General features: G+C 36.1%; 16 protein-coding genes. All 16 read right to left on the bottom strand.

Annotated elements, in window-relative coordinates; all coding sequences use genetic code 11:
* A partial coding sequence (dpaB, locus tag HU235_RS03425) for a dipicolinate synthase subunit B (protein WP_174879347.1) occupies nt 1-572 on the bottom strand: 572 nt, incomplete at its 3' end.
* A complete protein-coding gene (gene dpaA / locus HU235_RS03420; RefSeq protein ID WP_095298137.1) occupies nt 569-1,471 on the bottom strand; it encodes a dipicolinic acid synthetase subunit A in 903 nt (300 codons plus the stop codon). The genes dpaA and dpaB, both read right to left, overlap by 4 nt.
* A gap of 186 nt (nt 1,472-1,657) precedes the next feature.
* Entirely contained in the window at nt 1,658-1,912 is a 255-nt protein-coding gene (locus tag HU235_RS03415; RefSeq protein ID WP_095298138.1) for a YlmC/YmxH family sporulation protein, read from the bottom strand.
* Nucleotides 1,913-2,010: 98 nt separating this feature from the next.
* The gene (locus tag HU235_RS03410) at nt 2,011-3,249 is read right to left on the bottom strand and encodes a M16 family metallopeptidase (protein ID WP_095298140.1); all 1,239 of its coding nucleotides are present in this window, start codon (nt 3,247-3,249) and stop codon (nt 2,011-2,013) included.
* Nucleotides 3,250-3,264: 15 nt separating this feature from the next.
* Nucleotides 3,265-4,260, bottom strand: coding sequence for a polysaccharide deacetylase family protein (locus tag HU235_RS03405; protein ID WP_095298142.1), 996 nt, complete (start codon nt 4,258-4,260; stop codon nt 3,265-3,267).
* A gap of 160 nt (nt 4,261-4,420) precedes the next feature.
* The gene (gene pnp, locus HU235_RS03400; RefSeq protein WP_174879346.1) at nt 4,421-6,538 is read right to left on the bottom strand and encodes a polyribonucleotide nucleotidyltransferase; all 2,118 of its coding nucleotides are present in this window, start codon (nt 6,536-6,538) and stop codon (nt 4,421-4,423) included.
* Nucleotides 6,539-6,776: 238 nt separating this feature from the next.
* Nucleotides 6,777-7,046, bottom strand: a complete 270-nt coding sequence (gene rpsO, locus HU235_RS03395) for a 30S ribosomal protein S15 (RefSeq protein WP_095298147.1) — start codon at nt 7,044-7,046, stop codon at nt 6,777-6,779.
* A 124-nt stretch (nt 7,047-7,170) separates the two neighbouring features.
* Nucleotides 7,171-8,118: a bifunctional riboflavin kinase/FAD synthetase gene (ribF, locus tag HU235_RS03390; protein ID WP_174879345.1), complete on the bottom strand. Its 948-nt coding sequence runs from the start codon at nt 8,116-8,118 to the stop codon at nt 7,171-7,173.
* Between the two features lie 31 nt (nt 8,119-8,149).
* Nucleotides 8,150-9,070, bottom strand: coding sequence for a tRNA pseudouridine(55) synthase TruB (gene truB, locus HU235_RS03385; protein ID WP_174879344.1), 921 nt, complete (start codon nt 9,068-9,070; stop codon nt 8,150-8,152).
* Nucleotides 9,071-9,211: 141 nt separating this feature from the next.
* Entirely contained in the window at nt 9,212-9,568 is a 357-nt protein-coding gene (gene rbfA, locus HU235_RS03380) for a 30S ribosome-binding factor RbfA (protein ID WP_095298153.1), read from the bottom strand.
* A gap of 17 nt (nt 9,569-9,585) precedes the next feature.
* On the bottom strand, nt 9,586-9,864 hold the full coding sequence (locus HU235_RS03375; RefSeq protein WP_095298155.1) for a DUF503 domain-containing protein: 279 nt from the start codon (nt 9,862-9,864) through the stop codon (nt 9,586-9,588).
* A complete protein-coding gene (gene infB, locus HU235_RS03370; protein WP_095298157.1) occupies nt 9,861-12,038 on the bottom strand; it encodes a translation initiation factor IF-2 in 2,178 nt (725 codons plus the stop codon). Before infB ends, HU235_RS03375 begins: the two co-directional genes overlap by 4 nt.
* A gap of 19 nt (nt 12,039-12,057) precedes the next feature.
* Nucleotides 12,058-12,363 carry a YlxQ family RNA-binding protein gene (locus tag HU235_RS03365; protein ID WP_095298159.1) on the bottom strand — a complete coding sequence of 102 codons (306 nt, stop codon included), beginning with the start codon at nt 12,361-12,363 and terminating at the stop codon, nt 12,058-12,060.
* A 4-nt stretch (nt 12,364-12,367) separates the two neighbouring features.
* A complete protein-coding gene (rnpM, locus tag HU235_RS03360; protein WP_095298161.1) occupies nt 12,368-12,640 on the bottom strand; it encodes an RNase P modulator RnpM in 273 nt (90 codons plus the stop codon).
* A gap of 12 nt (nt 12,641-12,652) precedes the next feature.
* Nucleotides 12,653-13,783: a transcription termination factor NusA gene (gene nusA / locus HU235_RS03355; RefSeq protein WP_095298163.1), complete on the bottom strand. Its 1,131-nt coding sequence runs from the start codon at nt 13,781-13,783 to the stop codon at nt 12,653-12,655.
* 253 nt (nt 13,784-14,036) lie between these two features.
* Nucleotides 14,037-14,510, bottom strand: coding sequence for a ribosome maturation factor RimP (gene rimP / locus HU235_RS03350; RefSeq protein WP_095298165.1), 474 nt, complete (start codon nt 14,508-14,510; stop codon nt 14,037-14,039).
* Between the last annotated feature and the right edge of the window lie 35 nt (nt 14,511-14,545).

Here is a 14,545-nt window from a genome sequence, read left to right as displayed (position 1 = left end):
ACTACAGGTTGAAATTGTCTTCCTTCTAGGGCAGCAAGAACAGTATCTAATAATGATTCCATTCTCGCAACCATTGAATTTGGCTTTTTATCTGGTGCATCCTGACCAAATGGAATAAAGTAAATATCTTTAGTAGCCATTAAACGCATAAGATTGACTCCATTTAAACCTAAAGCATCATTAGTAGAAATACCTATGACAACTGGACGATGAGTTCTTAACGTTGCTTTAGCAGCCATAAGTACCGGAGAGTCAGTTAATGCATTTGCTAATTTACTCATTGAATTTCCAGTTAGCGGAGCAATGACCATACAATCTAATGGAAGCTTAGGTCCAAGTGGTTCTGCAGCAACGATAGAATCAATTACTTGATTACCAGTGAGCTTCTCTATTTTTTCTACCCATTCCCCTGCTGTACCAAAACGTGTACTCGTATTCTTTACAGTAAATGTGACAACAGGTATAACATCTGCTCCCTCATCTAATAACACCTTAATTTGCGGATAAATCTCCTCGTAAGTACAATGTGAGCCAGTAATCCCAAAGCCAATTCTTTTACCAGCTAATTTCATGAAGAAGACCCCTTTCCTTCTATTAATAATTCACTTAAAAGCTGAGTAAGAACATTAGCAATGATTTGCCCAGCCGTTTTAGGCGCAACAATTCCTGGTAGACTTGGTGCAAGCAACGCTTTTATTCCTCGCTTTTCAGCAAATCGAAAATCCGTTCCCCCTGGTTTTGAAGCTAAATCAACGATTAACGTATGTGCAGGCATATTTGATAGAACCTTTTCAGTAATGATCATGTGGGGAATAGTATTGATGCAAACATCGATATCCTTTACTTCATCTTGAATATTTTCTAATGAAAATGGAGTTAACCCCATCTCAGTAATCCTTGCTAAATGTGCCAAATCTCTAGCACCTACTTTTACCTTTGCACCTAAAGCAGATAACGCTCTTGCAACACTCATTCCAACTCTACCTAAACCTAAAACGGCAATTGTTGAACCATGAATCGTTATATCAGTATGTTGGATGACCATCATAATCGTACCCTCAACTGTAGGGATCGAATTATAAATGGCTACGTCATCTCTTTCAAAAAGCTGAACTAATTTACGGTTTGATGATTGAACCATATTATCTAAATAAGAATTTGAAATTCCAGAATACACGACACAATGTGAAGGTGTATTTTTTAGTAAGTCTTCGGTTAATTTAATCTCTTCATTTGAAAAAACTGTATAAATCATCCCATTAAGGTCAGTACCGGGGATAGGTAAAATAATCGCATCTAATTCTTGGAATTGAACTTCATCTATCTTTACTTTATTTGCTCCTGTAAAGCCATGGTCTAGTTGATCAAACCCAATAAGGTAAAGTTTTGCATCAAGTTCAGTTAATTTACGGATAACTTCAAGCTGTCTTGCATCTCCTCCGAAAACAGCTACGTTTAATCCTGTTAACATGTTGAACGTTCACCTTCTTTTTTCGCATGTTATCTGTTTTCATTTCAACGTTTTGTTGGATAACTTACTTCAACATACTATGTAGAAAATAAGATTTGGGTGATTAATTAGAGGAAAAATGAACGAAGAAATAAAGGTTGGCAAAATAAAAAAGCTGGCATAGTGCCAGCCTCTAAAAATCATATATCATTCTATTTTTTCCATCGTTTCATCAGGAATCTCTAAAATGATCATATCCGTGCCAATTTTTTTTATATGCTGCCAAGGAACTCTAATTTCTTGACCTTGTTTCCTAAGGCCAAACCATTTCAAAGATGGAATAATTAATGAAGTAATCTGCCCTTGTTCGTTTATTTCTAAATCTGTTTGGCCTAATACACCAAGTCTTTCGGCTCTTTTTACATCGACGATTTCTTTGCCACTTAGTTCACTTAATCTCATGTCCATTCCCCCTTAGTATATTGTATCGTTTGATGATAAAAAAAAATGCCTACAAATTTTGTATTGTAGACATTTTTCTAAAGTTCCTTATGTTTTTTTCAGCTAAGCTTATCTGGTAAAACTCCATCAGGGCTTATTAATGATACAGCATATTGATCTGTAAACACTTGATTTGCAAGTGAATTTACACTATCCTCTGTCACCTCGTTTACCAATTCAATAATGGAATCTAGTGAGCGGTGGCGACCTAGCATCAATTCATTTTTACCATTTCTGCTCATTCTACTATTCGTGCTTTCAAGACTAAGCATTAAACTGCCTTTCATCTGTTCCTTGCTATTGGCTAATTCCTTGGCAGTTATTCCGTCATTTTTTAATGTGGATAGTGTTTCCTGAATCGTTTCAAATAACAAATTTAATTGTTTTTTGCCCGTACCGCCATAAATCGTTAAAATGCCATTATCTTGATAAGATGAATGATAGGAAAATACTGAATAGGCTAGTCCTTTTTGTTCCCTTACATCCTGAAACAAGCGAGAGCTCATACTTCCACCTAAAATATTATTAAGGACAATTAAGCTATAGATGTCATCATGACCAGCTTCTAAACCGTTAAATCCAATACAGAGATGAGCTTGTTCAGTTTCTTTTTTCCGAGCAATTTTTTCAACCATAAAGCTTGGCTTTTCAAATTCTCGTTTCTTTGCTCCAGTTTCATAAGAACCGAAGTGTTTTTCTACTTGTTTAATAAACTCTTCTGAAACATTACCTGCGATCGAAATTACGACATTATCAGGAGTATAATAATTATTCATATACTCCCTTAACGTATCGCCATTAAATGTTGCAAGTGTTTCCTCTGTTCCAAGAATTGGGTAGCCTAATGGATGATCTCCATATGTTGCACGACTTAACAAATCATGGACTATATCATCAGGTGTGTCCTCATACATTTTGATTTCTTCATATACAACATTTTTTTCCTTCTTTAATTCTTCCTCATCAAAGGTCGAATTGAAAAACATATCTGCAAGTACGTCTAAGGCAAATCCTGCATGATCATCTAATACTTTTGCATAATAACAAGTGTACTCCTTTGAAGTAAAAGCATTCACCTGCCCACCAATGCTATCAAACGATTCTGCGATTTCTCTTGCCGATCTTGTTTTTGTTCCTTTAAAAAACATATGCTCTAAAAAATGTGACACACCATTATTCTGTTTATTTTCATTTCTCGAACCTGTTCCAATCCATACACCAATAGCTACGGAACGAACAGTAGGGATGTTTTCTAATACAATTCTTACTCCATTTTGACACGTATACTTTTTGATCAAGCGTGTTCCTCCTTCTTAGTTGCCAGAATCTTTTTTTGTTTTCATCATCTGTCCATCGAAGAGTCTTTCCTCATCCATTAGCATACTTATCGATCCAAAGGAATACCCTTTTTTCTTAATTGATAAAATTAACGTTTCAAGGCTTTGTGCTGTTGGTGAAGTTGGATGCATTAAGATTATCGCACCATTATGAACTTTATCCATTACCCGTTGGACTAATACATGTGGTGCAGGCTTTTGCCAATCGATCGTATCAACACTCCACATAACCGTTTTCATATGATATTCAGCAGCTATTTTTACGACTTCATCACGAAAACTGCCACTTGGTGGTGCAAACCATGTTGGACTTACATCAGTAATTGATTTAATGACTTCATTTGTTTTTTGTATTTGCTCTCTGATTTTCCCCGCAGACAACTTGCTCATATCAGGATGAGTATAAGAATGATTACCAATTTCATGACCAGCATCAACGATCATTTTTGCTATTTCTGGATTTTCTTTCACCCAGCGACCTTCTAAGAAAAATGTTGCTTTAACATGATATTTATTTAATGTATCAAGCATTTCTGGAATATATTCATTCCCCCATGCAACATTTATTAAAAAGGAAACCATTGGTTTATCGGGATGTCCTCGATATATAGGCTCTGCAGGCAAATCTTCAAGATGTTTTTTTGGTTTCACTTGACGGTAAATAAGAAGTTTTTCATCAAAAACACCTTTCTTTTTCATCCGCTCATATGATTCCTCGATATCAATTTCGATCCCATTATAGCCTGGAGTCGCTTTCCAAACTTTATGTATTTCCGCATCTTGTGCAGGTATCTTATATTCATCTGATTTTTCAACAATTTCTTGATACAAGCTGTCCTGCTGCTTTGAAACAGTTTGACTAATATGTTGAATATCAATATTTAAAGCAGGTAGATAGGGGTTTCCGATAAACCCTAAGCTAACCGTTAAGATGGCAATAAATCCAACGATTTGTAATAGTTTCCTTTGCATTATGTATCCCCCTTTTCATTTAAAAATATGTAAAAAGGGGACAAGGTAGAACTAGAAAACAATTGCCTTCCTCATGATATGTAAAGAACATTCCATCTCACTTTCCTAACTGGAAAATAAGATAAAATGGAAAAGAAGCCCGGTTTCCCCGGCCTCCATATTACCCTTCTTGCTTTTCCTTTTCTTTTTGCTCTTTTAATACAGCTTTTCTAGAAAGGTTTACTCTTCCTTGCTTATCGATTTCTGTTACTTTAACGAGAATTTCATCACCAATGGAAACGACATCTTCAACTTTTCCAACACGTTCCTCTGCTAGCTCTGAAATATGGACTAAGCCATCTTTCCCATTAAATATCTCAACAAAAGCACCGAACTTTTCAATTCGTTTTACCTTACCAAGATACATTTGTCCAACAACGACTTCACGGACAATATCCTCAATAATTTTCTTCGCCTTTTGGTTCATTTCTTCATTTACAGATGAAATAAATACAGTTCCATCTTGCTCAATATCAATTTTTACGCCAGTTTCTTCAATAATTTTATTGATTTGCTTTCCACTTGGTCCAATAACATCTCTGATTTTGTCAGGGTTAATTGTCATTGTTAAAATCTTTGGAGCATATCGAGAAAGCTGCTGCTTAGGAGCGGAAATTGTATCAAGCATTGTTTTTAATATTTCCATTCTTCCCTTTTTCGCTTGCTGTAAGGCTTCTTCTAGGATTTCACGAGATAATCCAGCAATCTTAATGTCCATTTGCAATGCAGTTACACCATTTTCTGTTCCCGCTACTTTGAAGTCCATATCACCAAGATGGTCTTCCATTCCTTGTATGTCTGTTAAAACTGTGTAATTCTCACCAGACTTTACAAGTCCCATTGCAATCCCAGCAACAGGCGCTTTAATAGGTACACCTGCATCCATCATCGCCAATGTGCTTGCACAAATACTTGCTTGTGAAGTTGATCCATTTGATTCTAATACTTCAGACACTAAACGGATTGTATATGGGAAATCCTTTTCAGAAGGAATAACAGGCTCTAATGCTCTTTCACCTAAGGCACCATGACCAATTTCACGACGTCCTGGACCTCTCATTGGCCCTGTTTCCCCAACACTAAATTGTGGGAAATTATAGTGGTGCATAAACCGTTTTGATTCTTCTATACCAAGTCCGTCAAGGATTTGAACATCGCCAAGTGCTCCGAGTGTACAAATACTAAGTGCTTGGGTTTGTCCTCTTGTAAATAATCCTGAACCATGTGTTCTAGATAATAGATTAACCTCAGACGATAGCGGTCTAATTTCATCCACTTTTCGGCCGTCTGGTCGAATCTTTTCTTCCGTAATTAAGCGACGAACTTCAGCCTTAACGATTTTGCTTAAGATTTGATTTACTTGCTTCAATGTTTCATCGTCAGCTTCTATTTCTTCATAATGAGCTAATACCGCATTTTTTACTTCAGTAATCGCTTCTTCTCTTGCATGTTTCTCTTGAACTTGAATAGCCTTTAATAAGTCTTTTTCAGCTCGTTCACGGATTTCCTTTTCTAGGTCAGCATCAAGTTGGAACAGTTCAACCTCTATTTTCTCTTTTCCAACAGCTGCAGCAACCTCTTCTTGGAATGCAATTAGTCGTTTAATTTCTTCGTGACCGAACATGATTGCTTCAAGCATAATTTCTTCTGGTACTTCATTTGCACCAGCCTCAACCATGTTAATAGCATCCTTAGTACCTGCAACAACTAAATGAATATCACTTTTCTCAGTTTGTTCTACAGTAGGATTAATGATGAATTCATTATTAATCCGTCCAACCGTAACACCTGCAATTGGACCTTCGAATGGAATGTCAGAAACACATAATGCTAATGATGAACCAAACATTGCAGCCATTTCAGATGAACAGTCTTGATCGACACTCATTACAATGCTTATGACTTGTACTTCATTTCGAAAACCATCTGCAAATAATGGTCTTATTGGTCTATCTATTAAGCGACTTGCCAAAATTGCTTTTTCACTTGGTCGACCTTCTCTTTTAATAAAACCACCAGGAATTTTCCCAACAGCATATAAACGTTCCTCATAATTAACAGTTAAAGGGAAAAAGTCAAGTGGCTTAGGTTCCTTTGACGCTGTCGCTGTACTTAATACCGCTGTATCACCATATCGTACGAGAACAGCACCATTTGCTTGTTTAGCTAATTGGCCAATTTCTACCGTTAGGTTTCTACCAGCCCACTCTATGGAAAAGGTTTGCTTATCTTGTCCCATTTATGTAAAACTCCTCTCTTATATTCAGGCGTATATGTATTAGTATAAACAAAATAATTTCATCGTATCACGATTGTTTTAGCATAATCGCATGCATACCTACTTTAATTACTTAAAGGTAGTTTATTTAAAATTGGATGATGATATTAGTTGTTATGGTGTGTATTATATCAGACTTACCTTTTCAGTCATATTTATATACACTAAAAAAGCGGGAAAAATCCCGCTTTTTTAGGTATTATCGACGTAAACCAAGCTTGTTGATTAATTCACGATAACGAGTTACATCTTTATTACGTAAGTAAGTTAGTAAGTTACGACGCTTACCTACCATTTTTAATAGACCGCGACGTGAGTGGTGGTCTTTTTTGTGAACGCGTAAGTGTTCGTTTAAGTTATTGATGTCCTCAGTAAGGATAGCAATTTGAACCTCTGGTGAACCAGTATCAGATTCATGTGTTTTGTAAGTTGCGATAAGTTCGTTTTTACGTTCTTGTGTGATAGCCATCCTTTTCACCTCCTTAATTTTCAAAAACCCCAATTACCGAGCAATCGGTGGTGAATCGATTTGCCAAGCAATGGTTTTAAGTTACATCAATTAGAATACTATTTTTTTATTCATTTTGCAAGAACTAATACATTTTTTCTACAAAGAATTGTAATGCATCGTTTTTATCTTTAGAAATTTGAGCAACAAGTTCATCTACATTATGGAACTTTTGTTCACTTCTTATACGTTTGTACCACGAAACAGAAACCTTTTCTCCATATATATCTTGATTAAAGTCAAAAATATGAACCTCAATGCTTGGTTTAAGTTCCTTCTCTTTATTAAAAGTTGGTTTAAATCCGATATTACAAACACCTTTGTATTCTTTTTCCTTCACTGTGAGGGATACCGCATAGACACCTGTAGGAGGTATCAAATACATATCTGGAACATCGACATTCGCGGTCGGAAAACCAATCGTTCTACCTCGTTTATCACCATGCACAACTGTTCCTGAAACGGAATGTGGTCTTCCTAGTAATTTATTCGCATAACTAATATCACCATTTTTAATCGTTTCACGGATTAATGATGAGCTAATTTTTCGATCATGATCAGTTTGCTTTTCAACAGTCGTACAAGAAAATTGCTCCCTAGAATGTTCAGGCAAGGTGTTCATCGTTCCTTTACCTAAATGTCCATATGTAAAATCAAACCCAGCAACTACATGCTTTACATGGAAATTGATAATATACTCGTCAACAAATTGCTGAGGAGATAATGCAGCGAATTCCTCTGTAAATTCAACTATAAATAAGAGATCGACATCTAACTGCTCGATTAATTTGATTTTTTCCTCAAGAGGTGTAAGATAATCGATTTCCTTTAGTTTACGCAGTACGACAAGTGGATGTGGATGAAATGTCATAACTGCACTCTTCATTCCAGTTTCCTCAGCTATTTCTTTTGCCTTTATGATGACCTTTTGATGTCCTTTATGTACCCCATCAAAATAACCTAAAGCCAAGGTCATTTCATCAAAATCTTGATTGACTTTATGATGTGGATGAGACAATTTTATTATTTTCACAGTCAACTTCACCTTTTCTACTTAAAACAGCTTAATTTTCAATCATTAATATCTTTATTGGCTTCATAAGATGATGCTTCGTCGGATGCTTTGCATAAATTGCGAGGCATCTATCTTCATCATCATACAAAACGATCGGAGCACCTGGCTCAAAGTCATGAAATTGTGATGGAAGCTCAAGCACGGCACCATTCTTCACTTTCTTTGATAGCGTATCATGGATAATAAATTTCGGCAAATCTTTTAACGCTTCTCCGATTGATAATAATGACTCTTGAAGAGTACCATTTTCAACTTTCATCTCAATTTGTTCAAAAGATAAACAATCAGCTAGATCAAATTGTCCTGATTTTGTTCTCACTAGCTTTGACATATGTGCAGGATAACCAAGACGTTCTCCAATCATAACTGCTAATGTTCTAACATATGTTCCCTTTGAACAAGTGACACGAAATTTGAACTTTGACAGGGAGTCAGTGTTCGTAACATCGCCTAACAAGCATATATCGGTTATTGTAATTTGACGAACCGGACGCTCTACCTCAATCCCTGCTCTAGCATACTCATAAAGTTTTCTCCCCTTCACCTTTACAGCGGAATACATCGGAGGCACTTGTTCAATTTGTCCAAGCATAGAATTGAGAACCTGTTCAACTTGTAACTTAAATAATGGAGATGTAACATTTCTTTGTTCAACGATCTCACCAGAAGCGTCCTCTGTTGTCGTTGAAATGCCAATTGTTACTTCAGCCTCATACGTTTTAGAAGAAGCGGTTAAATATTCCACAATTTTTGTTGCCCGTCCAAGACAAATTGGTAAAACTCCCGTCACATCCGGATCGAGTGTCCCAGTATGACCTACTTTCTTCGTCTTAGCAAGCTTTCTCATTTTTGCGACACAATCATGAGATGTCATACCAACTGGTTTATTTAATAATAAAACACCTTCCAAATTTGATTACCTCCTTTATTCATACCAAACAAACATGCATAGGTATTTTTATCATCATGCAACATAATTGTTCAGCCATTTAACGTACTTAACCATTAACAAAGGGATAGACGCCATTGTCTATCCCTTAGTAGAAAGGAGTTATTCGCCCTGATTATGTTGGGAGTTTAACTCATGAATTAGTGTTTCAATTCTATTACCGTAGTCAATTGATTCATCAAATTCAAATTGAATTTCAGGCGTTTTTCTTAGACGAATTCTTTGCCCAATTTCTGAACGGATAAAGCCTTTAGCCTTAGCTAATCCTTTTAATGTGTTTTCTCTTTGTTCCTCATCACCAAGGACAGATATATATACCTTTGCAATTTGTAAGTCTCCAGATACACTTACATCTGTAACTGTAACAAAACCAATACGTGGGTCTTTAATTTTCCGTCCAATTATATCGCCTAATTCCTTTTTCATTTGTTCAGCGACACGGTTTGCCCTTAAGCTCATGCCATTCACCTCTTCATTTACAACCATTCAAACATAGTAACAGTTCGCTCAATTTCAGGAAAAGAATCTATAAATCCTAAAACATTTTGCAGCTCTCGCTCAGTCTGAACTTTAGATGAACTGATCGCAACAATACCGAATTTCGTTCGTTGCCAAGTGTCTTGAAAATCTATTTCAGAAATTGAAACATTGTACTTTTGCTTGATTCTTGTAAGAATTCGTTGTAAAACTGCTCTTTTTTCTTTTAATGATTGTGTGTCATATATTATGCATTCACAATCAATAAATCCTATCATTTCCGCTCAATTTCCTCCATCACATAAGCTTCAATGATGTCTCCTTCTTTCACATCATTGTAATTCTTAATTGTGATACCACATTCATAGTTACGAGCAACCTCTTTAACGTCATCTTTGAAACGTTTTAATGTATCAATTTCACCTTCAAAAATAACAATTCCATCTCTAATTAAGCGAACCCCACTATCACGGGTAATTTTTCCTTCTGTCACATAACAACCAGCGATCGTTCCGATTTTTGATACTTTAAATGTTTGACGAACTTCAACTTGACCAATTACCTTTTCTTCAAATTCTGGATCAAGCATACCTTTCATCGCTGATTCAATTTCTTCGATTACTTTATAAATAATTCGATGCAGGCGGATATCTACATTTTCAACATCTGCCGTTTTCTTTGCACCGCTATCAGGGCGAACATTAAAGCCAATAACGATAGCGTTTGAAGCAGCTGCAAGAATAATATCTGATTCAGTAATCGCTCCAACACCAGTGTGAATAATTTTTACTCTCACACCTTCAACATCGATTTTTTGTAAAGCAGCAGCCAATGCTTCAACAGAACCTTGAACATCTGCCTTCACGATTAAATTAATGTCTTTAATATCACCTTGTTTTATTTGTTCAAATAAATCATCTAAGCTTAGCTTGGAGCCTTCACTACGCTGCTCATCAAGCTGCTTCTGCGCTCTAGCTTCACCAACCTGACGAGCTTGCTTCTCGTCCTCAAATACCATAAATTGATCCCCTGCTTGTGGGACATCATTTAAGCCTGTAATTTCAACAGGAGTGGAAGGTTCTGCTTCTTTCACACGTCGACCTAGATCATTTACCATTGCACGAACACGGCCGAATGTATTTCCAACTACGATTGGATCTCCGACACGTAATGTTCCATTTTGAACAAGAAGTGTAGCAACTGAGCCTCTTCCCTTATCCAATTGTGCTTCAATAACAGTTCCAGTAGCTCTACGATTAGGATTTGCTTTTAACTCCTCAACCTCAGTTACTAATAAAATCATCTCTAGTAACTCATCAAGACCTTGACCTGTTAATGCTGATACAGGTACAAAAATAGTATCTCCACCCCATGCTTCAGGTACTAAACCATGTTCTGTCAATTCCTGCATGACACGATCAGGATTTGCAGTCGGTTTATCAATTTTGTTAACAGCAACAATGATAGGCACCTCAGCAGCTTTTGCATGGTTGATCGCTTCAATTGTTTGTGGCATAACACCATCGTCAGCAGCAACAACGAGAATTGTAATATCAGTAATTTGCGCACCACGAGCACGCATTGTTGTAAATGCTGCGTGACCTGGAGTATCTAAGAAGGTTATCTTTTGATCATTTGCAACAATTTGGTATGCACCGATATGTTGTGTAATACCGCCAGCTTCCCCTTCAGTCACCTTCGTATTCCGGATTGAATCTAGAAGTGTTGTTTTACCATGGTCAACATGTCCCATAATCGTTACAACAGCTGGACGGATTTGTAAATCTTCTTCACGGTCCTCTTCTTCGTACTTTTCAAATTCTGTTTTTTCAAATACGATTTCTTCTTCAACTTCAACACCATATTCTCCAGCAATTAGTTCAATCGAATCTTTATCTAATTCCTGATTAATTGTTGCCATAGTTCCTAGAAGCAGAAGCTTTTTAATAATTTCTGATGGCTCTTTCCCTAACTTAGCAGCAAGTTCCCCAACAGTTAGGCTGCCCGTAAATGTAATTTTGCTAGGCAATTCCTTTTTCGGCTTCGCTTGGATAGGCTGTTGCTGATGAGTACCTTTGTTTTTCTTGTTATGATTATTTTTCTTCCCTTTATTTTGGTTGGGTTTGTGATTAGATTGGTTCGGTTTTTTGTTATCACGGTTTGAATTATTAAAAGGCTTTTGTGATTTGTTATTTGCAGGTTTATTTTCAATGTTTGTTTTATTATTATCTTGTTTATTTGTCGTTTGATTTGAATTAGTCACTTGTTTCCCCGGTTTCTTATTTGATTCATTATTTGATTTGAATTTTTGGTCTAGTTTTACAATCACATCATTCTCGATCGTTGACATGTGATTATTTACTTCGACATTCATCTCTTGTAACGTAGTAATAATATCTTTACTTGATACATTTATTTGTTTTGCATATTCATATACTCGCATTTTTGTCATACGTTCACCCCCAAGAATATTAATCGAGCAAGGTTTTTAACTTTGTAGCAAAGCCCGCATCATTAATCGCTACAACTACTCTAGCTTCCTTGCCAATTGCTTGCCCAAGTTGGTAACGATTATTTACAGTAATAATAGGTACCTGATAAAATTTACATTTATCTGTTACCTTTTTCATTGTATTATTTGATGCATCTTGTGAGAGTAAAACAAGCTTGGCTCGCTTTTGTCTCACCTCTTTTACAACAAGTTCCTCTCCTGAAATAACTTTTCGTGCTCGATTTGCTAAGCCCAATAAGGACATCCATTGTTGCTGATCGTTCATTTATTTATTTTTTCTCCTTCTCAGCCAACTGTAAGAGTTCATCATATAAAGTATCATCAATCGATGTTTTTAAATGATTGGCAAGGATATTTTTCTTCTTCGCTAGGAGAATGCACTCTTTATCAAGTGTGATATAAGCTCCTCGCCCATTTTTTTTACCTGTTAAGTCGACTGATACATCGCCTTCCTTTGAACGGACAACACGAACAAGTTCTTTCTTTGCTCTCATTTCCCCTGTTGCAACACATTTACGTAAAGGAATTTTGCGATTGCTCATATGATTCACCTCTTATTCACTAACCTCTGGTTCATGTATACTTGTTAAAAGTGGTTCATCGTCAAAATTTTCATCTTTATCTGCTGAGTTTAGTGGATAAATACCAGCCTTTTCAGCATCAGATTCACTTTTAATATCGATTTTCCAGCCTGTAAGTTTTGCTGCTAAACGAGCATTTTGCCCTCTTTTTCCAATAGCCAATGAAAGCTGATAATCAGGAACAATAACTGTTGTCGCTTTCTCTTCTTCATTAACAAGAACTTCGACAACCTTTGAAGGACTTAACGCATTTGCAACAAATTCAATTGGATCCTCAGACCATCTTACAATATCAATTTTTTCACCTTTTAGCTCATTAACAATTGCTTGTACTCGCTGACCTTTAGGCCCAACACATGAACCTACGGGATCAACCTCAGGATTGTCAGAGTGGACAGAAATTTTTGATCTGTCTCCCGCTTCACGTGATACAGATTTAATTTCAACTGTCCCATCATAAATTTCTGGAACTTCAATTTCAAACAATCTTTTTAATAAGCCAGGGTGAGTTCTTGAAACAAAAATTTGCGGCCCTTTTGTTGTTTTCTCAACTTTCGTAATAAACACTTTGATTCGATCGTGTGGTTTATATGTTTCATTTGGCATTTGCTCACTAACTGGTAAAAGAGCCTCGATCTTGCCTAGGCTAACATAAATAAATTTTGAGTCAATCCGCTGAACAATACCTGTCATGATATCTTCTTCACGATCAATAAATTCACTGTAAATAACTCCACGCTCTGCTTCACGAACACGTTGTGTCACGACTTGTTTAGCAGTTTGCGCTGCAATTCTTCCAAAGTCTTTAGGTGTAACTTCCATTTCAATTACATCATTTAACATATAATTTGGATTAATACTTTGTGCTTCACTTAAAGAAATTTCCAGACGTGGATCATACACTTCATCAACTACGTCTTTTCTCGCAAAAACCTTCATCGTTCCAGTTTCCCGATTTAAATCAACTCTTACGTTCTGCGCTTGATTAAAATTTCTTTTATAAGCAGAAATTAAAGCAGCTTCAATTGCTTCAATAATGATATCTTTGCTGATGCCTTTTTCCTTTTCTAATATTGTTAAAGCATCTAATAATTCACTACTCATTTTAACGGTTTCCCCCTTAAAAAATAAACTAAATACAAATTTGTTTGCATGTCCATCTTCATCCTTTTTCATAAAAGCCCAAGTAGAATTGCTAAGAGAGAGACAGGTATCCAATAAGTGGTTTACTATCTTCCCACACAATACTACTAAGTAAAAGTCAGCAAATGTTTACGTAAAAAGCCTTATAAAAAAAGGAGAGCGAGGAAAAAATCTCTTATTTTTATTTCTTTTTCAAATGAGATGATTTTCTCATTTAATTAAAGGTTACAGCTAATCTTGCTTTTGCAACTTTAGCATAAGGGATTTCAATTTTCTTCTTTCTAGTTTTTATCGTAACAGTTACAGTGATCGTTTGACCATCAAATGCTGTCAGGACACCTTCAAACACTTTTTCACCATCGATAGGCTCATACGTTTTGATATGAACTTGCTTACCAATAGACTTTTCAAAGTCAGCTTCTTTTTTTAATGGTCTCTCAGCACCAGGTGAAGATACCTCTAAAAAATAGTTATGCTGAATTGGGTCAGTTTCATCTAGCTGTTCACTTAAGCGTTCACTTACAATTCCACATTCTTCAATGTCAACGCCTTTTTCGGAATCAATAAAAACTCGAAGAAACCAATTTGACCCTTCTTTTACATATTCAATATCCACTAACTCTAAATTCATATCATTCACGATTGGTGTAACTAATTGTTCTACGATATCTGTTACCTTCTTGCTCATTCTCTTCCTCCTTGCTAAGAAACCGTAGCGAATGT

The sequence above is a fragment of the Metabacillus niabensis genome, assembly GCF_902829255.1.
Lineage (GTDB): Bacteria > Bacillota > Bacilli > Bacillales > Bacillaceae > Metabacillus > Metabacillus niabensis.
This window is presented reverse-complemented; position numbering and strand designations above follow the sequence as displayed.